This window comes from Qipengyuania aurantiaca, assembly GCF_019711375.1.
Taxonomy (GTDB): Bacteria; Pseudomonadota; Alphaproteobacteria; order Sphingomonadales; family Sphingomonadaceae; genus Qipengyuania; species Qipengyuania aurantiaca.
The window spans coordinates 793608-816658 of record NZ_CP081295.1 but is presented as its reverse complement, the minus strand read 5'-3'; the positions used below and the strand labels follow the sequence as shown (position 1 = coordinate 816658).

The 23051-nt window shown below is 58.5% G+C and carries 14 protein-coding genes and 1 pseudogene; 8 read left to right on the top strand and 7 right to left on the bottom strand.

Annotated elements, in window-relative coordinates; all coding sequences use genetic code 11:
- Positions 1 to 156: 156 nt before the first annotated feature.
- From K3148_RS04000 to K3148_RS03985, 4 genes are read left to right on the top strand one after another with little or no spacing between them, the layout of a single operon-like run.
- On the top strand, positions 157 to 2535 hold the full coding sequence (locus K3148_RS04000; protein WP_221426031.1) for a putative bifunctional diguanylate cyclase/phosphodiesterase: 2379 nt from the start codon (positions 157 to 159) through the stop codon (positions 2533 to 2535).
- Positions 2532 to 2975: a hypothetical protein gene (locus K3148_RS03995; RefSeq protein WP_221426030.1), complete on the top strand. Its 444-nt coding sequence runs from the start codon at positions 2532 to 2534 to the stop codon at positions 2973 to 2975. The genes K3148_RS04000 and K3148_RS03995 overlap by 4 nt, the downstream gene beginning before the upstream one ends.
- A 28-nt stretch (positions 2976 to 3003) precedes the next feature.
- A complete protein-coding gene (gene gltX, locus K3148_RS03990; RefSeq protein ID WP_221426029.1) occupies positions 3004 to 4350 on the top strand; it encodes a glutamate--tRNA ligase in 1347 nt (448 codons plus the stop codon).
- Between the two features lie 49 nt (positions 4351 to 4399).
- Positions 4400 to 6115, top strand: coding sequence for a SulP family inorganic anion transporter (locus K3148_RS03985; RefSeq protein WP_221426028.1), 1716 nt, complete (start codon positions 4400 to 4402; stop codon positions 6113 to 6115).
- A 4-nt stretch (positions 6116 to 6119) separates the two neighbouring features.
- Here K3148_RS03985 and pyk read toward each other — a convergent pair whose 3' ends face one another.
- Entirely contained in the window at positions 6120 to 7589 is a 1470-nt protein-coding gene (gene pyk / locus K3148_RS03980; protein ID WP_221426027.1) for a pyruvate kinase, read from the bottom strand.
- 49 nt (positions 7590 to 7638) lie between these two features.
- Between pyk and K3148_RS03975 the strand changes: the two genes are divergently transcribed.
- The 3 genes and pseudogenes from K3148_RS03975 (at position 7639) to K3148_RS03965 (ending at position 8517) form a co-directional block, all read left to right on the top strand.
- Entirely contained in the window at positions 7639 to 7950 is a 312-nt protein-coding gene (locus tag K3148_RS03975) for a DUF1244 domain-containing protein (protein ID WP_221426026.1), read from the top strand.
- A gap of 82 nt (positions 7951 to 8032) precedes the next feature.
- Positions 8033 to 8158, top strand: a pseudogene (locus K3148_RS03970) (GapR family DNA-binding domain-containing protein); the annotation flags it as partial.
- A gap of 101 nt (positions 8159 to 8259) precedes the next feature.
- Positions 8260 to 8517, top strand: coding sequence for a DUF2312 domain-containing protein (locus K3148_RS03965; protein WP_221426025.1), 258 nt, complete (start codon positions 8260 to 8262; stop codon positions 8515 to 8517).
- Here the strand turns inward: K3148_RS03965 and K3148_RS03960 are convergent.
- Genes K3148_RS03960 through K3148_RS03950 form a run of 3 tightly spaced genes read right to left on the bottom strand, consistent with a single transcriptional unit; the run spans position 8514 to position 14232 of the window.
- Positions 8514 to 9344, bottom strand: coding sequence for a hypothetical protein (locus K3148_RS03960; RefSeq protein WP_221426024.1), 831 nt, complete (start codon positions 9342 to 9344; stop codon positions 8514 to 8516). The two genes, K3148_RS03965 and K3148_RS03960, sit on opposite strands and share 4 nt — an antisense overlap.
- Positions 9344 to 12739: a VPA1269 family protein gene (locus K3148_RS03955; protein WP_221426023.1), complete on the bottom strand. Its 3396-nt coding sequence runs from the start codon at positions 12737 to 12739 to the stop codon at positions 9344 to 9346. The genes K3148_RS03960 and K3148_RS03955 overlap by 1 nt, the downstream gene beginning before the upstream one ends.
- Positions 12739 to 14232 carry a tyrosine-type recombinase/integrase gene (locus K3148_RS03950; RefSeq protein WP_221426022.1) on the bottom strand — a complete coding sequence of 498 codons (1494 nt, stop codon included), beginning with the start codon at positions 14230 to 14232 and terminating at the stop codon, positions 12739 to 12741. The genes K3148_RS03955 and K3148_RS03950 overlap by 1 nt, the downstream gene beginning before the upstream one ends.
- Before the next feature lie 721 nt (positions 14233 to 14953).
- On the opposite strand from K3148_RS03950, the gene K3148_RS03945 reads away from it, so the two are divergent.
- Positions 14954 to 15154: a hypothetical protein gene (locus K3148_RS03945; RefSeq protein WP_221426021.1), complete on the top strand. Its 201-nt coding sequence runs from the start codon at positions 14954 to 14956 to the stop codon at positions 15152 to 15154.
- Positions 15155 to 15512: 358 nt separating this feature from the next.
- On the opposite strand, the gene hyoA is transcribed toward K3148_RS03945, so the two are convergent.
- From hyoA to K3148_RS03930, 3 genes are all read right to left on the bottom strand, one after another.
- Entirely contained in the window at positions 15513 to 19829 is a 4317-nt protein-coding gene (gene hyoA, locus K3148_RS03940) for an NACHT domain-containing antiphage protein HyoA (protein WP_221426020.1), read from the bottom strand.
- Positions 19830 to 19931: 102 nt separating this feature from the next.
- The gene (locus tag K3148_RS03935; RefSeq protein WP_221426019.1) at positions 19932 to 21104 is read right to left on the bottom strand and encodes a hypothetical protein; all 1173 of its coding nucleotides are present in this window, start codon (positions 21102 to 21104) and stop codon (positions 19932 to 19934) included.
- 614 nt (positions 21105 to 21718) lie between these two features.
- Positions 21719 to 22771 (bottom strand): type I restriction endonuclease, encoded by a 1053-nt coding sequence (locus K3148_RS03930; RefSeq protein ID WP_221426018.1) that lies wholly within the window; start codon positions 22769 to 22771, stop codon positions 21719 to 21721.
- Between the last annotated feature and the right edge of the window lie 280 nt (positions 22772 to 23051).

The window sequence follows — 23051 nt, the reverse complement described above, 5'->3', positions numbered from 1 at the left end:
TTTTTCTTTGCCCGGAAGACAGGGTTTCCTTGGGGCACATTAGACGAAGTTAAAGTGCCGCTTTCGCTCTTTACTTGACAGGATTGGATGAGCCTGCACCAATGCAGTCCGCAGTTTGGCAAATGGCTGCTTGACCACTGCGTACGGGGGATTGTTGTGTCGCAACCCGACAACGGGTCTGGTGATCAGGTGATCGAACAGCGGGCTTCTGCCGAAGACCCGCTCGACTACCTGCTCCTTTATCGGCGCCTCAAGAATTTCAGCGCCGGGGCCACGGCATCACTCCTGCCGGCGCTCGCTTCTATTCTCGTTCTTGTCTGGACATTCTGGAACGACGCGCCGCAATTGCTCCTTGGCCTGTGGGCTGCTTCCCAAATCCTGCAACTGGCCGTTTTTGTCGTCTTCGACCGGCAAATCGACCTTGAGACTGCCGACTATGAGGCAATGCGCCGACAATGGCGCCGTTTTCTCATCCTTCAGGCGATCGGCAGCCTGATTTGGGTCGTGGTCTTCCCCGCTCTCGCGCCTTACTCGCGGGGACTTGATATTGCCCTGCTGGGGATCGTGGGTACAGCAATCCTCAGCGGGACCTTGCTGGTTCACCGTACCGCTCCAACGGCAGCGATCTTCCACACGCTGACCATGTCCCCGTCACTCATCCTTGCCGCAATCCTCATCGGTTCGTGGAGCGCTTGGCCGACTGTGGTCCTCATCGCCACCTTCGCCATTGCGCTCATCAGCGCGACGCGCACGCAAGAATCCTATTTCGTCGGGGCGGCCAAGGCCGAGATGGAGCGGCGCGAAAGCGGCGCGACGGTGCGCATGCTGCTCAACGATTACGAGGAGCAGAGTTCCGACTCGCTGTGGACCGTGGGGCCACGCGGAAACATGCGCGATGTGTCCGAGCGGCTGGGACGCGCGCTGCATCGGTCGCCGCGCGATGTGGAGGGAACGCCGTTCCTCGACCTTTTCCTGCCGGGCGAAGAACGCGACGCGCTGGCGACCCGGATCGTGGAACGCAGCCCGTTTCGCGACCTGCTCGTCAAACTGCGTATCAACGGCGAGCTCCATTATTGGCGCCTTTCCGCCCGTCCGCGCGAGGATGGCCGCCTGAGCGGTGTCGCGCGCGACGTCACGGCGGACCGGCTGATCGAAGAACGCGTCGCCTTCATGGCGCATTACGACAATCTCACCGGGCTCGCGAACCGCTACCTCTTCAACGAGCGGTTGCGCTCGCTTGCAGGGGAGAACCGTTCGACCGGCTCCAACATCGCGCTGTTCTATCTCGACCTCGACGACTTCAAGGCCATCAACGACACGCGCGGGCACCTGGTCGGCGACCGTCTGCTGCGCGAAGTCGGGACGCGGCTCGAACAGGAAGTGCGCAACGAGGACCTCGTGGCGCGCCTCGGCGGCGACGAGTTTGCGGTGCTGATCGAAACGCGTGCGGGCGACGGATTGCTGATCGAGCGTGCGCACCGGTTCCTTTCCGTGATCCGCGCGCCCTACGAAATCGACGGTCACAGCTACCGCGTGTCCACCAGCGTGGGCGTGGCGCGCTGCCACGAAGGCGATTGCGATGCGGAGGAATTGATGCGCCGCGCCGATCTGGCGCTCTATGCCGCCAAGGAAAAGGGGCGCGACAATCTCGCCTTGTTCGAGCCCGCGCTGGACCGCAAGGCGCGAGAGCGACGCGAGACCGAGAACGACTTGCGCGAAGCGCTGACTCGCGGCCAGATGCGGATGCATTACCAGTCGATCGTCGACCTCGACAGCGGCGAGACGACCGGTTTCGAGGCGCTGCTTCGCTGGTACCATCCTTCCCGCGGGATCATTGCACCCGGGGAATTCCTGCAAATTGCCGAAGAGACCGGCATGATCACGGCGCTGGGCGAATGGGTCATCCGCCAGACGCTGAGCGACGCCGCCTCGATCCCTGGCGAATTCCGCATCGCGATCAATCTCTCGCCCACGCAGGTCAAGAATCCCAATCTCGTCGCCACCGTCGCGCAGGCGATCCACGCGACTGGCATCGTGCCCGAGCGGGTCGAACTGGAAATCACCGAACACGTCCTCATGGACCAGGGCGAGGCCGGGCACGTCACGCTGCTGCGGCTGCGCGAACTGGGCGTGCGCATCGCGCTGGACGATTTCGGGACGGGGTACTCCTCGCTCGCCTACCTCCGGCGCTTCCCTTTCGACCGGATCAAGATCGACCGCACCTTCGTCACCGATGTCGCCAGCGATATCGGTAGCCAGGCGATCATCTCGACGATTACGCGCCTTGCCGACGCGCTGGGCATGGACACTACGGCCGAAGGGATCGAGGACCGCCGCCAGCTCGATATCCTGCGCAAACTGGGCGTGCATGAAGCCCAAGGCTTCCTCATCTCGCGCCCCGTCCCACCCGAAGAGGTGACCCTCATTGCTTCCGACGGGACAGGGGAGGGTGACGAACAGGGCATGGAACTGAGCGAAGAGTATCTCGAATACCGCGCTGCCCGGCGCAACGAACTTTCCAAGCGCAAGGCGTGACTCGCCTCGTCGGCCTTGCGGCGCTCCTCCTTGGCGCCTGCTCACCGGCTCCGGACAAAGACGGCACTCCTCAACCGGAGCCGACTGTGACCGCGGCTAGCGAAGCGCCTGCGGTCAGCCTTGTGGGCGCGTGGCGTGTGGCGGGGATCGACGGCGCACCGCTCGATGCTTCCTATGCCATTGCTCTGGTCGCCGACGAGACCAACATCTGGTGGCAACCCGAATGTGCGTTGCAATATCGCGAATACAGCATCTCCGGCTCGCGCTTCACGGCGCCGACGCGGTCGAACGCCAATCTCGAGGTGTGCGACATCGGCTATCCGCCCGAACTCGAACAGGTCTGGTCGGCGCTCGAAGCCGCCGACACCATCGAGCGCACACCCGAAAACGGGGTGCTGATCCACGGAAACGAGCGCAGCCTACTCCTCTTCTCGCAATAGCGCGCGGCTGCTGCTATCGGCGCGCTCCATGAGCACGATCACTCGCTTCGCCCCGTCTCCGACCGGGCGCCTCCATGTCGGCAATATCCGCACCGCGCTGCACAACTGGCTTCTGGCGCGCAAGGCCGGCGGGCGCTTCCTGTTGCGCATCGACGATACCGACGCCGCGCGCAGCCGCGAGGAATATGTCGAGGCGATCCGCGCCGATCTCGCCTGGCTCGGCTTTGCGCCAGATGCCGAGTACCGCCAGTCCGAGCGGCTCGCGAAATACAAAGCCGCGTTCGAGGCGCTGAAAGCTGCGGGACGGGTCTATCCCGCCTATGAGACTGCGCAGGAACTGGAACTCAAGCGCAAGATCCAGCTCGGCCGCGGCCTGCCCCCGATCTACGACCGCGCCTCGCTCAAGCTGAGCGAGGAAGAGCGCGGCGCGAAAGAAGCGGAAGGGATCGCACCCCATTGGCGTTTCAAGCTCGACCATTACGAGCCGATCCGTTGGGACGACGGCGTCCGGGGACCGCAGAAATTCGACGCGGCGCAGCTGTCCGATCCCGTCATTCGCCGCGCCGACGGCAGCTGGCTCTATATGCTGCCGAGCGCGGTTGACGATCTCGACATGGGCGTGACCGACGTGCTGCGCGGTGAGGATCATGTGTCGAACACAGCCGTACAAATTCAGATGTTTACCGCGCTTATCGCTGCACAATATGCCGCAGCGCAGAAGCCGCGTTTTGCGCATGAGGCGCTGCTGGTCGGCAAGGAAGGCAAGTTGTCGAAACGGCTCGGCTCGCTCGGCTGCGATGCCTTTCGCGAGCAGGGGTACGAACCGATGGCAATCGTTTCGCTGCTGGGTCGACTGGGGACCAGCCAGCCGGTCGAGGCCTTTGCCGATCCCGCGCCCCTGATCGACACCTTCGACTTGTCCACCTTCGGCCGGGCACCGGCAAAGTTCGATGAGGTCGAATTGGCACGTCTCAACGCGCACATCGTCCACCAGCTGCCTTTCGAGGCGGTGAAAGGTTTCGTGCCCGAAGACTTCACGCCCGAGGCCTGGCACGCGATCCGCCCGAACCTCGAAAAGGCGAGCGAGGTTATCGAATGGTGGCAGGTGGTGACCGGTCCCGTCCCCGCGCTTGATTTCTCAGACGAGGATCGGGCGTATCTGCGCGAAGCCGCCGGCAAGCTGGAATGGAGCGGCACGCCCTGGCAGAACCTTACAGGCGCGCTCAAGCAAACGACGGGCCGCAAGGGCAAAGAGCTGTTCCTTCCGCTGCGCCGCGCGCTCACCGGAATGGACCATGGGCCCGACATGAAGGAACTCCTCCCCCTGATTGGCGAGGAGGAGGCGCGCGCCCGACTGGAACGCGCGGCCGCCTAACCGCGTTCAAGCCCCCATACGCAGGAAAGAAGCGGGGGCACACGATACGATGGCAGGCGAGGCACTGGTGCCTACCAAACGCTGGCTCGCAGCGACGAGCGCGGGCAGTGCGATGCGCGATGCGGTTGCGGGGCTCGTGCTGTCGATCCTGCTCGTGCCCCAGGCGATGGCTTACGCCCAGCTTGCCGGCCTGCCGCCCCAGATGGGCCTGTTTGCGGCGCTTACACCGCCGCTGCTCTACCTCTTTTTCGGCACCAGCCCGTTTGTGTCGGTAGGGCCTGTGGCCCTCGTCTCGCTGGTCATCGGTGAGGCGGTCGGCAACACGGGTCTTGCTCCCGAAGTGGGCGCCGCGATCATTGCCATCGAGGCGGGCGTTCTGCTGCTTCTGCTCGGAGGGTTCGGCCTCGGGCGGCTGGTCAATTTCATCAGCGAACCCGTGCTGTTGGGCTTTACCGCCGCGGCCGCCTTCCTGATTGCTGCGAGCCAGTTGCCGACCCTGCTGGGCATCGACGCAGCGCGCGCCGGGGACCTGCCGACCGCCCTTTCCGGCCTATGGGCGGGCCTTTCCGAGCTGCGCCCAACCACGGCCTTGATCGGCGGAGCGGCGCTTATCGCCCTGTTGTTCGCCAATCGCTACGCCGCCGCGATCCTCTGGAAGATGGGGGTCAAGCCGCCCTTCCGACTGGCGTTGGCGAAATCCTTACCTCTGCTGGTGATCGTGATTGCCGGCTGGATTGCGCTCAGCCTGCGCGGTGCGAATGTGCCTACGGTCCAGTCCATCGAAGGCGGCCTGCCCAGTCCCTTCACCTCTTTCGTGACACTGTCCGACTGGATCGGCCTCCTGCCGAGCGCGCTGGCGGTTGCGGTCATCATCTTCGTGACCGCCACGGCCGTCGCCAAGGCGCTGGCCGGAGAGGATCGCAGCAAGCTCGACACCAGCCGCGAGGCCGTGGCGCTGGGTGCGGCGAACGTCTCGGCGGCGCTGACCGGCGGCTATGCGGTCGGGGCGAGCCTCAGCCGCTCGGCCCTGGTGCGCGACAGCGGCGGACGCACGCCGCTTGCCTCGGCCATAGCCTCGCTGGCGATCGTGGCCGTGCTGTTCTTCCTCGCCCCGCTGCTGTCCTATCTTCCGCGCACCGCGCTGGCGGCGCTCGTCATCAGCGCGGTCTTCGGCCTCATCGACCTGCGGGAAATGCGCGCGGTATGGCGGCACGACCGGATGGAAGGCGTTATCATCCTTGCTGCTTTCCTCGCTACGCTGGCCTTCGGGGTGCGGCTGGGCCTTGCGGTCGGCGCGCTCCTGGGTCTCGCCTATTTCCTGTGGTTTTCCAGCGTGCCACGCGTCACGCGCGTCGGGACCGACGATGGCGGCACCAGTTTCCGATCGATCGAGCGCGACGATGTCGAACTGACGACGCTGCCTGCCCTCGTGGTGCGGATCGACCGTTCGATCTATTTCGCCAACGCGGCCTATATCGAAGAAGAGCTGTTCAACCGGCTGTCGCGCCACGAAGGGGTGACCAGCCTGGTGCTCGACATGAGCGCGGTGAACGACATCGACGCAAGCGGTGTCGCCATGCTGCGCCGCTCGGTCCAGCGGCTGAAGTCGCAAGGCATCGCGCTGCATTTCGCCGAGGTGCACGAGCCGATTGCGGCCAGCCTCACCTCGCTCGACAGCCAGGTTTGCCGCTTCCACCGCACCGTCGGCCAGGCGGTCGAGGAGGGCTGCGGGGTTTATCTCCAGACCGAGATTGCCCCGACCTGAGTAATCAGCCCTCGTGCTTGTCCAACTCGTCGCCGCTGATGGTGACGACATGCATGAGGTTGGTCGAGCCAGGCGTGCCGAAGGGAACCCCTGCGAGCGCGATGAGCTTCGAACCGGCGCTGCCGAACCCGTGACGCAGCGCCATGCGCTTGCCCTTGGCGATCATCTCTTCGAAGCTGCCGATGTCCTTGGTCGCCACCGCATGCGCGCCCCACAGGAGGCCGAGACGGCGCGCCGTGGTCATGCTGGGGGTCAGCACCAGCATCGGCACGCTCGGCCGCTCGCGCGCGACACGGCGGGCGGTGGAGCCGGAGCCGGTGAAGACTGTGATCGCTTCGATCGCGACGGTGTCGGCCACGGTCATGCAGGCATGGGCCAGCGCGTCGGCCGTAGTCTTGTCGGGCGGCGTGTCGAGGAAACGCACGCGTTCGAGATAGGCGTCGTCCTTTTCCACCTGCCGCGCGATCTTGTGCATGATCGTCACCGCTTCCTCGGGCCAGTCGCCCGCAGCGGTTTCGGCCGAAAGCATCACCGCGTCGGCCCCGTCGTAAACCGCATTGGCCACGTCGGAGACTTCGGCGCGGGTCGGGGCGGGGCTCTCGATCATGCTTTCGAGCATCTGCGTCGCCACGATCACCGGCTTGCCAGCGGTGCGCGCCGCGTTGACGATGCGCTTCTGCAGCGGCGGGACTTCCTGCGGTTCGAGTTCGACGCCGAGGTCGCCGCGCGCGACCATGATGCCGTCCGACATCTCGATGATCTCGTCGAGGCGGCGCACCGCCATCGGCTTTTCGATCTTGGCGCAGAGCGAACCCTTGCCGCCCATCAGACGGCGCGCTTCGGCAAGGTCCTCGGGTCGCTGGACGAAGCTGAGGCCGATCCAGTCGACGCCCTGCGACATGGCGAAGGCGAGGTCCCTGCGGTCCTTGTCGGTCAGCGCCGGGATCGGCACCTCGGCATCGGGCACGTTGACGCCCTTGCGGTCGGAGATAACCCCGCCGACCTCTGCCGAGCAGAGGATTTCATTCTCGTCGGCGCGGATGACCTTGAGGCGAATCTTGCCGTCGTTGATCAGCAGGCGCTGGCCCTTTTCGAGCAGGCCGAAAAGCTCGGGGTGCGGCAGCTCGACGCGCGTCTCGTCGCCCGGCTCCGGTTTGCGGTCGAGCGTGAAGTGGCCCGAATGGCGGATCACCGCCTGTCCGTCCTTGAACTTGCCCACGCGCAGCTTGGGGCCTTGAAGGTCGGCCAGAATCGCGATCGGGCGATGGAAGTCCTTTTCCATCTGGCGGATCGCCTGGATCGTCTTTTCGTGGTCGGCGTGTTCGCCATGGCTCATGTTGACGCGGAAGGCATCGACCCCGGCCTTGAACAGGCGGGCGAGCATTTCGGGCGAACGGCTGGCAGGGCCGACGGTGGCGAGGATCTTGACCTTGCGGCCCCGGGGATCGACGCGTTTGGGATCGAGCTTTTGCATGGACACCGCCTATGGCAGAGACGTGTGGCAACTCAAGGACAAGCTTTCGATGGATACCAATTCAGACGCCCTCGCAAACCTCCCCGATGACGTAGCGGCAGCGGCCTTTCGCCGGCTGGTGCGCCACTTGCAGCATCGCCATGATGCGCAGAACATCGATCTCATGGGCCTTTCCGGTTTTTGCCGCAATTGCCTCGCCGACTGGATCATGGATGCGGGCTTCGAAGGCGACAAGCTGGCCGCGCGCGAGCTGATCCACGGCATGCCGCAAGACGAGTGGAAGGCGACCCGCCAGACACCCGCGACCGAAGAGCAATTGGCGCGTATGGACGCGAGCATCGCGAAAAATCGCGTGGACTGACGAGTCGCCGCCTTCACCCGGCGCTGGCGGATGGCTATCGAACCGCCAACCGATTCTCACCTTCACTGGAGTTTTCACGAAAATGGCCGAAGCCACCGACGACCGCCTGCGCCTTCTGATCGAGCGCATCGAACGCCTCGAGGAAGAAAAGAAAGGGATCGCCGACGATATCCGCGACGTTTACGCCGAAGCGAAGGCCGTGGGCTACTAAGCGACCCCAATTCGCGTGATTTAGTAAAGTTTTTATTTAGTTATCCGCGTCGCATGTGATCTATCGGTGTGACGCGGGGTATTTAGGAGAATTAATAAATGGCTGATGCGATAGGCGGACAAGGTACAAACACGGGCGACGAGCTGCGCCTACTCATCGAGCGGGCCGAGCGGCTCGAAGAGGAAAAGAAGGGTATCGCGGACGACATCCGAGACGTGATGGCGGAAGCAAAAGCCCGCGGCTTTGATACAAAAGCAATTCGTACGATCCTGAAAATCAGGAAGAAAAAGAAGGAAGATTATCAGGAGGAGGAAGCTATCCTGGAAACCTATATGGCAGCACTAGGTATGATTTAGCGTTCTATTGCCTTGTCTAATAGCTCGATCAGGATTTCGTACTCCTCCTTCGGAATGACGTGCTGACCGGAAGTGGTCTTCAGCCGCTTCCCGTCAGTTTCAAGACCGAAGTGCCGAAGTTGATCGTTGTCTTGCAGTCTATTTTTAAGAGAGATCATTGCTGGAATTAAATGAGCGCTGTTTGACGCGATGCTTTTTTGGCGGTGCTTCACATCGTATGATTCTAGGTTGTCAATGTCGACCGCGGGGTTGGCTTTGGCAAAGGAATTTCTCAGTATTGAAAATCGGCGGATAGCTAGAGAACCTCTAGCAAGTTCTTCTCTGAGGACGTACCGATCTTCTTCCCGCTTTAGCTTGGAAATGATCTCTTCGAGCTGTCTTTGACGGTTTGACCTGCGCCGAATCCCCCCGCTTTTCTGCGAGTCCCGCATTGCAGAAAGATAACGACTTGCAGGACCGCCTCGACGCAGTGTTTCTGCTCTTGGGCCAGTCCATTCGGAGTCCGTAACTCCTTTGGAAACGTCACTTTGATATCGCAACTTGATATAGGCTTCGACCGCTTTCGAGTTTAAGGCAGGCCGGTCTTTCCTGAACCTCCCTTCGAACATATTAAACTGCCGGGACATTTTCGCAGCGTCTCCATTCAGGATCGCTTCACAGGCCATTACAGTACGTCGCAAGGTGGCGAGGGGCCTCGGATCGTCGTACCTTTCCGCTTCCGAGATCGCGTCGAGGATTGTTTCGCGGATTTGTGAATGGTGTGTTGCCTCGACCTGCGCATGGAGGAATGCCAAGGTGTCCTCTCTTGAGTCACCGGTATTTGACATCAGTTCAGGTTTGCTGGGGGCGGCAATTGTCCAGGTGACGGAATATTGTTGGCGACGAGAGCGTCCCGTAGTTCGGGAATTTCCTCAATCAGCATCGTGCCTTCGATCAGCGCATCAAGCTCCTCAATGCCGCAATGTGTTACGAGTAGCTCGCCAAAAAGATCTAGAGCTTTCTTGGCAGTTTCAGGTTTCAGATTGAAGAAGTAGGCGCCAACATCATTGGTATTCGCGATGCGATTTAATACCTTATCTCTAAAGAGAATAACGTCCGGTGGAAGTTCCAAGGCCGAGTGAACAATCTCGGCATCTTTCGAAAGCCGCTGTGCTAACTCAAAGTCGTGAACCTCGCGTAGCCGCGGTTCTGAATCATGAGTTGTGAGACTTTTCTCCGAGATCTCCGTTCCTAGATCTGCCTGCAATCCCGCCGAAGATTTGAGTTTACGGTTGCAATCCATAATAGTTCGGACTTCAAGCGCCCACTCCTCAAACAGGTGATCGCGAAGTTCCTGCTCTTGTCGGACGCTTGACCGCAAATGAGCGACCTCGCGGCCAGCATCTTCTTCATCTTCAATCAAGCAATATAGGTCCTTTTCCTTCCTCACCGAAGTCTTGATTTCCCAAAGAAGGGTGTTTGAACGCTGGACAAGACCATTTAGGAAGGCGGGCCCAGTAACTCGGTAACGGCAAAAGGAGCAGGCTCTTGGCCGCCACACTGGCGCATATTTCCCCGGCATCACGCGCTTACCCCCGTGGTTGCAATCGCCGCTAGGGCAAACTCCGTGCGAGAATACGTCAAAGGAAGTTTTGGTCTCGCAGTGAGATTTGAGAAGCTCAACGCCCGCATAGTCTTGCTCATCTCGAAAGCTAACTGCGTCGGAATATAAGGATTGATCAATCTCTTTTGTCGACGTCAGGCCCGAGATTTGTCTCTTACGTCGCTCAAATTCCGCTTGGAGCGCAGAATGGACCTTATAGTCGGTGCTGTCGTAATAGTACCAAGTCATGATCAGTGATTTATGACCGACCAGGCATTGAACAACATATGCTGGGACACCGTGATCCAACAATGTTGTGATTACAGTCACCCGCAAGCTATGAAGGTCATAAAGGCAAGTGCCATCGGCGGAGAAAAGAGGATAATGGTACCCCAATTCCTTATCGACTATAGGCTGACAATGTTTGAGGAGGCTCGTATAATAGTTGAATAAGCGATTTTTCGATATCGGATAACCAATCTTGTTTACCGGATCTCTAAAAAGGGGGAATGCAGAGCCCTTCTTTTTTTTGAACCTTGAGTCGAAATTTGGAGCATTATCGATCTCGACCGGTTGAAAAATGGGATAATAGGTTTTCTGAAATGCTATCATTTGTCGAATGGGTTCGACGATGTTTTCATGAACCCAGGGAACCTCGTGCGGCCCAGATTTTCCCGAGTTTACCCACATACCGATTACTTCAGATCGTTTGTCTCCAAAAACGTGGCAAATTCTAAGAAAGCCTTCGCGGCGCCCCTTGATCGCGATAGGATTATCGTTTGGAGCTGACGTGATCGAAACTGCGTCTATGCTTTCTTCGTCCCCCTCTCCACTATCCAGCCATATTGCTTGAAGGCCTCGCATGCCTGTGTGGAGGATTACGTGAACGAGGATCGGAGCCGCGGGAAAGAATGCTTCGATGATCTCGCCAGTGTATGGACACCGAACTTTTCTGTTGCACGTCCTCCGACTTGGCGGACCCAGGCCACGCGCAAACGCCATGTCATCGCGCGAGTTCTCCCGGATGATAATGTCAGCGACCGCTGCATCGAGCGCGCGTCTGCTAGTGCGGAACGATGCAGGTCTAAATTTTATGGGGGAGTCCTTCGAATCGACTGGATTCGATTTGGTCGACGCAAAGCCTTCCTTTTCGGCAGCCAAAGCCCAAGCTTGACGCAGCGCTGACATCGCCATCCCGGCCGTTCGCGTTTGGTTATCCTGGTAATGCTTTGTCAAGAACGAGATGAAATCGGTTCCATCGTTTCCTTTAGAAGGCACGATATGCTGTTCTCTGGAAATTTCCGAGAAAGATTTGGGCGGATTTGGGCAGCCAATCAAGTAGAGGAGCCACAGGTTGAGGGGACCAATCTTTTGGTTGATCGACTCAACATTGAATAGTGGAAGAAGTTCTTCAAGGGCGTCCGTCCATGCTACTAACCATCGCGGAAACTGCCTCGGAGGTGTTCCGTAAATTCTTTCATAATCTTTCAAATTTTTTGAGTTTGGATGTCTTATCCATTCAAAAAGTCTGCGACCTTTTGAGACAAGGCGCTTCCCAATAACGAATGCGTGAGAGTCTGGATGATCAAGGGGTGAAAGCGCAAAATACTCCAACTGCGCATCCCATAGTCTGTTCGCCGCCCAAGAGCGGTGAGTGGATGAGTGGTTTCCCGAGGTTTCAGGTCCTGACAGTTCGAATTTCTTGTATGCTAAGAGGGGCCCCGCACAGAGAGAGCCTTGCTGCCAAATGTTTGACGACCACGATAGCTTCAGAGCTGTGAACACTACTAGCGGGTCAGATTGCTTCGAGCCTGAAGCGAGATGATCTTTCATTAGTTTGGCCGCAAAGTCCCGCCTGTTCGCAGGAAACAGCAAGCCGCACAAAAGGGGGGTCGTCCAATTTGGGAAGGCTTCGCGAATGTTGGTCACTAGCGACAGCGGGAGTAGCCACACCTCACGCTTTGCCAAGTAGGCCGAAAACCAAGTCGCCGCATACTTTCGCTTTACGTTTCGTTTTCGCTTGCTCGTTTGTGTTGGTATCTCGAGGTTCGCACACATCACGTCTGAAAGACCCTGAAGAAAGCTTTCCGAGGTTTCGGCAAACTTCATAAGCCTATCAACTTCTTCGGCATCAAATGCGCATCCCTGCGCGAACTGTAAAATTTCATCCAGCGGCCTGTCGGAAGACAAAAGTGCCGATATGAACTTCTTCTGATTGCGTAAGCTCAGTTGGCTTAGGAATTTTGCCAAACCCTGCTTTGGCTTGAATTTAGTCTCTCCGCATTCGTCAGCGCTTAGCAACTTGGCGTCAATAATCGCTTTTACCGCAGCATCGCGCTTTACTCGAGCAAGGCCCTTGTCTTGAGCGAATATTCGGGGTGAAATCCCAAAGATAGTTCCTTGCCGTAATAAATTGTTTTTCTTATTGGTTCCTAGTTGTCCAAATTGAGCTGCGACTTCCTCCTGTGTCATCGTGAACAGCGCCAGCAGTTCGGTCCGCAGTTCGCCCAGAAATTCTTCCCAAAGAATTCCGAGCCGGTCCAATGGTGGGAGGTTTAGGACTGCCGCGCTGCTTCCGGTGTTGATGAGGGCGAATTGATCGTTTTCGAACGTCTCTAGTTCGCCATCTTCAGCCGGCACTACCTCCACGATGCGTCTCTTTTATGCCATATCTCGAGGCTTCGACGCAGTTCCCTGGTCTCTCGGCCATAATCGTCTTGGCTCTCGATCGACTGATGCCTCATCGCGATTTGAATTTGCTTCCGTGTCAGGCCGGCCAGTTCAAGCTGCAGTTTATATGCATGTCGTAATCCGTGGGGGCGCCTCCCATTAATGTGCGGCCGCAGCCCGGCGCGCTTACAAGCGCGATCAAATGCCTTTCTTAGCTGGGATGACGCGATGGGCGATCCAAAGCCAGGACCAACTCTCGAATTGACCCATAGCCATGGATGTCTTTCACTAGTCCAATTGTTCGAGTGAAAGTGGCGCACCTCGGCGATTGCCTCTGCGAATGCCTTCGCTTGCCGTTCATCAGACCAGAACACCAGAGAAGCGCGCAGGTTTCGATCCGTCTCGATAGGATGTTTCCATCCAACATGCCGGTAGCCTGACACCATGTTGCGTGGCTTCAGACCGTACTTGGCTCTAAGATGTTGAGACCTGGTTTTACCCAAGTGGTTCAAATCACCTGTGTATCTGGATTCCGTGGGGTTAGCTATCAATACAAGATGGGTCGATAAGCGATAGCCTGTAATCAATTCACCACTTGTTGGGGGCAGCACATCACACTGCCACATATGAAGAATTTCGCTGGACCGGGGCCCTCCGAACGCAGCCAGAAGCCAGATCGCCCTGTAGAACGGGTTTGGCTCCCTATCGACGAGTTCTTGGACTTCCTCGAGGTCCATGGTTCGATCGACAAGATATGTAGAGGATCGGGCGCTGGTATCGCGGATAGGGAAACTTGGCATCGGAAGTTTCTCGCCGAAAAGTTCGGCCCACCGCGCACTTCCCGCAGCCAAATGCGAGAGAAGACTTTGCTTATTCGATGTCTCGCAAACCTTCCCAATTGCCTTTAGCTCATCCGACGAAAACAAACTCAGAATGTCACTATGTTCGGAGCTTTCCTGAGATGCCAAGTACCGGACCAAAATTCTAAATTCACTTCGGACGGTAGTGAAAGGGGCGGGAGCCCAACAAAGGTGTTTCAGCGGTTCAATGAAGGCCGTGCCTTGAAGCCTCACGTGAAGATACGACAGCAAAAATTGCCTGAGATCGATTGGTCTAATGACTTCGCCAAGCCAGCCGACCAAGTGATAATCATGCAGGCGGCCGAGCACTCTTAGGTCCGCAGCAATCGTCTTCTGCGCCCTCAAGGGACGGTTGTCGTGAGCCCACCGGTTTGCCTTCGCGTGCTCACCATATTCTCCGGCGGTTTCGATGAATAGGGTCGGGAAGCACTCTCCATGGGGCGATGTCGGAACCGTTTCCACCACATGGTAAGTGATCGGCAAGATCAATCCTTCTTTCGGACCGTTCATCACGCTCTCCACTACCACCAGCCATTGATAATAAGGAATGAAAATCTGGCGAGTCAATAATAAAAATATGTGAGCATCACGATCCGAAAACATAAGGATTACGATAATATGTGGATTGTTGGTGGTTCAAATCAGGATAATTTAGGATAATTTAGTATAATTCAGGAAATACCTGGGATTAATTCGGGACAACTGAGAAAATTGGCCTGAATGGGCAGGTGAATTTCTGGAAAATTGCAGGCTAGATATATCCTTTCGTCAGAACTTGGCGGAAGCAGTAATGTTTCCACGAGGAAGGGAATTTTTCCCTAAAGCTGTCGGGCTTTTGCCCCAATTATCCTGAGCGGAGTAATCGGCTGCGGTGATCTGCAGGGGCCATGGCGCGACACCTTCAGGGAATTGCCCTACCCCCATGCCGACCTACGGGCACGGGCTGCCTACCTCGGCATGACCGCACCCTCCTTCGGCACACTGTACCATCCGGCTATCCGGCAGAAGCCATTTTCAGAAGGGCTGGAGTTAAGCCCAAAGGAGTCTGGGCCGAATATCGTAGGCAGATAGAAATCGCGAAGGCTGCCCCAGTTTACACGTGCAGCGGGCTTGCGCTTGTGTGGCTCAATGCAGAATCTGATGCGCAAGACGTTTTGCAAGACCAGCTTTGGGGCTCGGACGACCCACCGCTGATAGATCTCCGATAAGTCGGAGAGCAGCCATGAACAACGACGACGAGGCGGCCATCCTTGGCCAGCCCGAACGAAACTTACTGCGCGCTTAGAAGGATGGAAGTAGGCCAGATTCCGGCAAGGAGACTGTCTTGCGTGTCTCGCACAACCTCGCCAACTTCCACGCGAGCGGCACGCTGATGCCGGGCCGCGATATCGCAGCCGCATGGGTGAAGCAGACGAATGCAACTGCAACGTCCGACGATCGGACTGAGCTTGGTTCGATAGCTGATAGCGTCATCAAGAATCTGAAAACGGTTCGCCAGTACATCGAGGCCGAGCTACAGCACTAAAAGATCTTAGTGGAACCATATAAAGTGAATTTGGAACCAATTACGCATATTTTGGACCCATAAACACCGCAGGCGGTAGAAACCCTTGTCGGCTGTATGAAAATCAGCGACTGAGTTGACGAAACTCTAACGGCAGCAATGCGCCCTAATTTCGGTCATTCGACGCTCAAATCTAAACTTTAGAAGCGGCCGCTTAGGGCCCCTTCCCTTTCATTCCCTTCTTTGCGCCCTTCCTGCCGTTCTGGGTAGACGGGCTCGACTTTATCTCGAGGTAAGAAGGGGGAGCCGCAGCGGCCCTGCGCTTTCCCGATTCGGGCTTCGGCGGTTTCGCCACTGACTTGGTGGCCTTCTTTGCCCTTTAGGCGGCCTTAGCGGCCCTCGCGTCTAGGCCCCGCCGGGTTAGGTCAATGCCGATAACCCGGATGTCCTCGACACCCGAATAGTCGTTAGAAATGAGCGTCCAATGTCGCTGGAGCTCATCGATCAACATTTCAAATGTGTGGGCGCGCCTCCCGTTGGGCAGGTCCCAATAGGACTTCGTGCCGAGGTAAACGAGGAGGAAGATGCCGCGGCAAGAGCGCGGATCGCGCAGATAGTCGCCGCACAACTGTATCTCGAGACGCTCGAATAGGTGCGGACCGGTCCACTTGTCAGCTAGCTTCAACTCGGCCGGAACAGGTGCGTCGAAGCCTGCTCCGAAGAAGCGGAGATCTGGGCGCTTGGCGTCGGCAAGTTCCTCCTCTTGGGGAATAACGTAGCGACCGGCGGCGTGGTCGCGGCACCACCCGCCGATGAATTTCCTGAATTCAGTCTCTTGGTCAACAGCCTGGAGGATCGACGCGATCGAGGAGTCTCCGTTCTCGAGGTCGTGCTTTAGCGCGCCCAGTTTGTCGACGGCGTGATACCAGAGTTCGCGATGATTAGTCGGTGTGCTGACTAGCGACTTGCCAAATTCTCGCACCTGTAGCGGCGTCCACGAGTCGACGTCGGCGTCTGCGGTCGCCTTCGACTTCGCGTGATATCCCATCCACGGTCTAGTCTCCTCATCGGGGTGCGCGCGCGCCATCTCGAGCAGCGCGAGGAAAGCCGGTTTGCCGGGCGTCTCGCGAATAAAGGCGATCAGCGCATTACGCGCGTCCTGTGCGTCGTCGCGGAGGCCAGGTGAATACACGCCTTGCCCCGCGCGCTCGATGTCGTCCTGTCGCCGGATGTAGCGAGCCATTAGCAGGTAGAGCGACTTCATATGTTCGACTGTGCGGAAAGCCTCCCGGGCGCGGCCTTCCTGCGACCTTCCGCCGATGAGGGCCACGATGAAGGTGAGCGCCAGCTTTGTCTGGTCGGCCGGGTCATTCATATTAGCTAATCGGGCGGCGAGGGCAGGGATTGCAGCAGCGGGATCAACGCCCACCCAGGCGGCGAACCAGATCGGAGAAAAAGTGAGGTTGCGGGTGGCGCTCGCCTTCTGCGAAACGATAGCGGCGATCAACTTGTCGTCGAGCGATGACCGGTTGATGATCGCCAGCAAATAGCCCAGGTTCCGGGTGTTGACCCGCTTCGCCCGAAGTTGGGGAAGCAGCGCCGGTGTGATCTGGTCCCAAACCCAGTCGCCATGCCAGCTGACGTCGGAGAGCGCGTAGTGGCTCTCGCCCTCCGCCGTTTCGGTCGAAAGTTCGTATTTGATCTCCTGCAGCAGGACGTCGAGGACCTGTGAGGGAAATGCCTTGTGCAGACGAGGAAACCACTCGGGAAAGCCGTTAAGTTCTTGAAGCGCGTATCGAGCTGCGATCTCCGCTTCTGCTGGGGTTAGAGCGGATGGCCATTCAGCGATCTCCCGCGATTCTATCGACAGCCCGGTGAGACCAAAGATCGTCGAGAACGGCGTTGTATTCGCGACGGCGCCTTCCGAGCGGAGCTGAGGCGTATTTTGTCGCCAGTATCCAACGGCCCCGTCCCTGAACGCAAGCGCGATGTCTTCACCGAACTCTTTGATGAGCGATTGCCAATTGCCCTCGGTCCACCAGTTGTTTTGACTTTCGCAGCTACGCATTTGTTCGTGGAGATAGTGCTGGTCGTTGGAGATTTTGCCCGGCCTGCCGAAGTCGCGGATCGTTGCCAAGCGGCCCGCTAAGATTTGCTTAGCCTTTATCTTGGCCGCAGTCTCCTTCGCCGCCTCCCTTTCGGACCGCCGCTTCCACGCGGCCTGCTGGCGCTTGAACGTGGCGTTGGCACCCTTGGGTGGATTAAGCAGCCTGTTGAGCTCCGCCTCAACAGCGGGATCGATCGATGCCGCCTTCTTAAGGGCTCCTTGCCAAGCACGGGGGCGGCCGTTCTGCTGGTAGAGCGCGAAGGCAAGCGTTAGCGCCACCAGCTTGTTATCCAAGAGCCGGCGAGCGACGATCTGGTCGCGCATGTAGTCGAAGTCTGAGCCGTCGAAGGCCCAATAGGAGCCGAAGATCGAAACGTGCCAGTAGTCGGTCAGCCGCTCGCCGTTCTTGCGCTTCCTACGCGCGCGCTCCTCGGCGACGCTGTGCCAGAACAGCGCTCGGTTCAGCTCGGGCCATCCGCGGACTAGCTGAGGCAGTTCGTTGCGGATTTCTTCAAACACGCCGCGCCCGTAGTCTTCGGCGATCGGTAGCTTTCGCAGGATTGAAAGCGCCGTCTTCTGCAGCGTCATTGGATCGTGGTGTCCGATCATCCGCATCAGGATCTGGCCGGCGGTCTGACCGAGTGAGCTGTATCGCTTGGAGATTTCGCAGTGGCGCTGCTCTGAGACTGGCCTGCGGTTCAGTAGCTTGCCGATTCCGTTGAGTAGCGAGGAGAGGAGATCGGGCGGGAGTGCGGCGACATAACTGGCGAGTGCATCCGAGAGGGGATCGATTTGGAACCGCTTCTTCGGCGCCGCGAGCTCAAGGGCAGCAATCAGCCAGTTTACGTCATCCTTCGTTTGGCCAAGCCCGTCGATAAGTTCGCTGAGCCAGTTCCGACGGAGCGGCGGTGCTTCCATGATAAACGACTTGCGGACCTCGGCGGCAGCATCGGGCGACCCGACCTCAGTTACTGCCCTGATGGCGGCTATCCGCGTATACTTGGCGCGCGAGGTGAGGGCGAAGTGCATGGCCTCCTTTGCCAGTGCGGCGATGCCTCCCTGCTGGACCATGCGTAGCAGAAACCAGACGATGTCCTCGTCGTCGCTATGCTTGCCGAGAAGCTCCCGAATCACCTCCGCCAGATCGGAATTTGTGAAGCGCTGCACCGCAGAGTATTCGGTGGCGCTTCGGCCGTGCGCCGGCTGAGCGAGCTGCTCGCAGGTTTCGCGCAGAATCTGGGCGCGTGTATCCACCGGGATCTGCGCGGGATCTCCGCCCTCGAACAGCACTTCGGGCGCTAACCGTACGACGCGTTGGAGGATCCGCTGGTCGAGAAGCGCGAGCCAAGGAAGGATCGGACGCATCGTTGGAACCACGACTTCGATGCCATATTGACGTCGGAAGAAGAGGTTCTCAATTTTCGCCCGCGACCCCTCGTCCACGAGCATGGTGCTGAGCCATTCTGCCGTGAGGAATTCACGCACTGAACGGTGATGGAAGCGGACCGTCCCGTAAATGCCTTCGTCGAATATCGGCCTCGTCAGGAGCGTGCGGCAGTCGGCGTCGTTCCAATCGCTCAGCACCTCTTTGATCGGAAGGCCGCGGTCGTTTTGCTGGCCGTCGGGCACGCGGATCGCCGACTCTTTGACCAGCGTCGCGGCCGCCGCGACGAGGCGCGCGCCATCGCGGATGCGCTCCTTGGAGATCGGGTTGGCGTCGGCGCGGTCTTGGTCGCGTTCCTCCAGTCGTTTGTCGATGCTAGCCCGCATCAGGTCGAGGCGCGAACCGATCTTTTCGTGGGCGATCCAAAACTCCACGGTCTCGGCCAGGTCGAGGGGGCGGGCGGTAAACGACCATGCTTCGGCCCGGTCGAGCGCCTTCTTGAAGGCCCTGATGTCGGTGACGCCCTTGGCGCTAGCAAAGCGATCGACCTGAACACCGGTGATATCGTCTAGCGCCACGATGCGAAAGGGCGACTTCTGCCGCTCGGTTCTCGGTGTGTCCGAGGTAATCACGGCCTCGTCGGATTGTTGATCCTCTGTGGGCGCACTCGCCGGCGGCGTCCACGGCAGTGCCCTCTCACAAATCAGGAGATCGGTCTTGGGCCGCCAAGCGTCGGTTCTGCCGGTGATGACGACGTGGACGCGCTGCAGGATGCCACTGAGCTTGCGGCCAATCTTCCTAATCGCGCGCTCGAAGTCCTTAGGGTCCTTGAGCCTCGCCTCATCGACGGAATCCAGCAGGAGCCAGCCGTCCTCACCGGACGCGATCCAGTCATCGAATTCCTTTAACGTTCCTTCTTCAAATGAGGCGTCGAAATCTTCTCCCAAGTGCTCGATGCGAAGAAAAAAGGCGTATTTCCTGCGGCGACGGAGGTCGCGGCAGACGTGGCGGATCTCCTCCGTCTTACCCGAACCTGCCTCCGACAGAAGGACGACGCGGGGCTCCTCGAGCAGGTCGGACCAATGTGTCGGCTTGTCGCGGCGCATCAGCCGGAAGAGCTCGGACTCCTTGCCCTCCTCGTCGCTAAGGGCGAGATCGTGAAACGTGCGGTCAAGTTGGATAAACTCGTCGAAGTCGTCAGACATCGAATTCCTCTCCGGATCTTCACTTGCAAACGGCGATGCAGCGGTATGCAGGCCAATCTAGGGTGAAACGTTCTACCGCGCACGTTTCGCCCCGGTTCGGTTCTATTCAGGCCAGCCCTCGGGCAGGCCAAATGTTTCGCGCAGCGATTGCCCGGGTTGGGTTTGCAAACGGCCTTCAAGGACCTCCCGAACTTCAACCCCCAGCGGAAGACCCGCTATCGGGCTCCGCGCCCAAGGGTTGAGAATAAGGCTCATCGAGATTTGCCCTACGTTCCAGGCGGAAAAGCGCGCAACAAACAGGACGGCACTCGAGCGGGTGTAAACCGGCCCGCCAGGACCGCGCCATGCGCCGTCACGGTTCCTCACTCTGCGCGCGCCACCATCCGGCGAGACGATCACACCTGTCGTGCCGAATAACGCGTCGATGGCGTCGTCTGGGCGTGCGAACTCTTCGAGAGCGTTTACCGCGATCACCAACGGAAGGCCGATATCGCCGTAGCGCCCCGCCTTACCCTCCACTGCCGACTTGATCGCAATCTCGGGGCGAATGACTCCGCCTGGCAGCATCCTTCCACCTATCGCGCGACCCTCTCGCCGCCGAATGTTTTTTGCCACCGGATGTATCCTGAAATGTGCCCCGTGTTCGGTGTGTCGCCAGACCGGGGCGGGCGGCTGACCAGCCTCGGCCCTCTCGACCGCTTGGTCGTAATCTAACTCGTCGATGAAACGCTGCACCGCACGGCGCAAGCGAGCGGTAGCGATCGGTTGGTTTGGAGTCCCGCGTGTGTGCAAGTGCAGGAAGAAATCAGGCGACTGGACATCGTCGATCGCCTGGAGCGCTTCGCGCATCCGTCGGTCAGCGCCCGCTGCGACATTGTCTATTCCCGAAGCGAGTGTGGCTTCGAGATAGAAGCGACGGCCGTCGGGCGCCTCCACAAGGAAGTCGGGTGCCTTACCGTTCGGCAGCCGCGGTTCAATTTCAACGATCGTGAAGCCCTGTCGCAGCAACAGCGCATGCAGCATCAGTTCGAACAGCGCGCTCCGGTGCGATACGTCGTCGCGCGAACGCAGCCGGCGGATCAAATCCGGGCGGTGGAAGGCGGGATAGCCAAGGAGCCACGCATCGACTAGCCCCCGCACTGCAGCGGCTTCGGGGCGGCCCGAGGAATTGAGATAGTCGAACTGCCCGATCAGGTGGCTCGCAGGTTCCTGTCCCTCCCGAGGGATGTCATCAAAAGCCGTGATTGGTTCCTCGTCTGCTTGGTCAGCGCACATCGTCGTTCCTCGGAGGCGGGGTATACCGCAGAGACGACCCAGTCGCACATCAACTCTCTCTGAAGAAGCCGAATTATCGCATTCCTGGACGCAGCTAATACACGAAATTTTCAGGCGTTAGTTTCCAAACGTCCGGTAATGCGCTCCACATCTCGAGAGCGGACCTTCCACTACCGGCCCCTGAGCCGTATTAAGCGGGAGGATTAGCTAGAGGGAAAGTTGATGGAGCGCCTTGGATCAGCTTACATCGGTTGGGAAAGCGGAGTCGAATTGCAGAGGGACGTCTCCCTCCTCCCGATACTTTCCTTCCTCACACCAAAATCCCACCGACTGATATGGTCGCTTTCCATCTGCTTCCGCGGATTGCGTGATGTTGGCGTTCAAAAGGCGCGCAGCCATTTGGCAGTTACTGAGGTTGTATCCGGGCAAATCATCAGCGTCGAAGGATGCCCAATGCACCCTGAGTTCCCGCGACAGATCTGAATTGCGATAGAGCGTGTAGGTAACAGACCTCTCCTCAGAGATTGCTTCAGAGCGAGGTTCGACCTCAGGTTGAACCCGCGATTCCGAGCATCCAAACGCGGCCAATACGGCGCTAAATAGGAAAATCACCCTCATTCCTCTTCAAGCTCAGCGATGCGCTTCAGGATCGCTCGCCTGTGCTTGAAGATGTCGACGGGCCCCGCAATGCTCTCTCTCGTCTCTACTTTGTCGGAGAACAGCCCAAGATGGCGAGCGGTCGGACTATTGAAGTGCATTCTTGCAATTGTGCGTCGGTTGTTATCGTCCAAGAGGATCGCGCAGTAGGACTTAGCGTCTCGCATCACAACGCGAGTTGGATCGACCTTCTCCGCACAGATGGCTCGAACGATGTTGAAACCCTCAATCTCGACGTCTGTTGTCTCTACCCCATTATCGTCTACCTCAGCGATCTCAATGTCCGGCTCATCACCGCCGCCGCTAATCGCCTTCTCAAGTCGCTGGTGTACACCGTCCCTGATCAATGAGCCGTAGGCTTGGGTGATCGCTGAGCGGAACCGATCCCTCACGGCTTTCGTGATGATGCCATCGTGAAGCCGACCAGCGATGATTTTCACGAGATCGTCCGAGGGCTCATCGAACTCCTTTCGAAGCTCTGCGAGGACTTCAGACTGAAGCTTTAAGGCGCCCGCGTGTGAGACAATCCGGTCGAGATTGAAGTCAGCACGCTGAAAGGTCGCAAGCGTGCGGAGGTCAGAGGCTTTGTAGTTGTCGAGATCGAAAGTGAAGAACGGTCGATCATCCATCATGTTGGTTTTCTCAGCATCTGTGAAAAACCGATAGATTACTCCGTTTGTCAGGAGCGCAAGACGCGCATCGGTGGCAGCGAAATAACGGTAAAGTTGGCTCGCATGCTTGATGGACAGGTCGCCATTGGCCGGCTTGCATTCGACAAGAATCTTAATCTCGCCCCCAACACAGATTCCGTAATCGACCTTCTCGCCCTTCTTTGTGCCAACATCGCATGTGAATTCAGGCACAACTTCATCAGGGTCGAAGATGTTGTAGCCGAGTGCTCGAAGAAACGGCAGGACAAGCGTGGTCTTGGCCGCCTCCTCAGTGGCGAGCTTATCACGGTGCTTGCGGAGCGTGGACTGCAGTTCTGCGATGCTGGCTTCAATTTCCATTATTTCCCCCTGTTTGAGAGAAATGCTAGTAGATCAGCGAGCTTCGTCAATCAGTTAACGTATGGAAGGCGTCGATTTAGATCGATAGGTCGACATCGCGGTGGAATGGCGCGTTGATTACTCGAAGCAAGGTGGCTCAATATGACCGCTTTCCTGAGCGCAGCGATAAAAGCGGACCTTCCGCTGACGGCCCAAAAGCCGTCAGACTGCTTATGCCGAAAGCTGCCGGGCAGCAATGCGCCCTCATTTCAGACTTTCGAACTCTTCCTAAGGATAGCTG

Excerpts from the sequence above, each read along its gene's own strand:
- K3148_RS03985 (WP_221426028.1), top strand. The coding sequence starts at position 4,400 with ATGGCAGGCGAGGCACTGGTGCCTACCAAACGCTGGCTCGCAGCGACG.
- K3148_RS03935 (WP_221426019.1), bottom strand. The coding sequence starts at position 21,104 with ATGTGCGCTGACCAAGCAGACGAGGAACCAATCACGGCTTTTGATGAC.
- K3148_RS03965 (WP_221426025.1), top strand. The coding sequence starts at position 8,260 with ATGGCTGATGCGATAGGCGGACAAGGTACAAACACGGGCGACGAGCTG.
- hyoA (WP_221426020.1), bottom strand. The coding sequence starts at position 19,829 with ATGTCTGACGACTTCGACGAGTTTATCCAACTTGACCGCACGTTTCAC.
- K3148_RS03950 (WP_221426022.1), bottom strand. The coding sequence starts at position 14,232 with ATGTTTTCGGATCGTGATGCTCACATATTTTTATTATTGACTCGCCAG.
- pyk (WP_221426027.1), bottom strand. The coding sequence starts at position 7,589 with ATGCAAAAGCTCGATCCCAAACGCGTCGATCCCCGGGGCCGCAAGGTC.
- K3148_RS03930 (WP_221426018.1), bottom strand. The coding sequence starts at position 22,771 with ATGGAAATTGAAGCCAGCATCGCAGAACTGCAGTCCACGCTCCGCAAG.
- gltX (WP_221426029.1), top strand. The coding sequence starts at position 3,004 with ATGAGCACGATCACTCGCTTCGCCCCGTCTCCGACCGGGCGCCTCCAT.
- K3148_RS03960 (WP_221426024.1), bottom strand. The coding sequence starts at position 9,344 with ATGTCAAATACCGGTGACTCAAGAGAGGACACCTTGGCATTCCTCCAT.
- K3148_RS03975 (WP_221426026.1), top strand. The coding sequence starts at position 7,639 with ATGGATACCAATTCAGACGCCCTCGCAAACCTCCCCGATGACGTAGCG.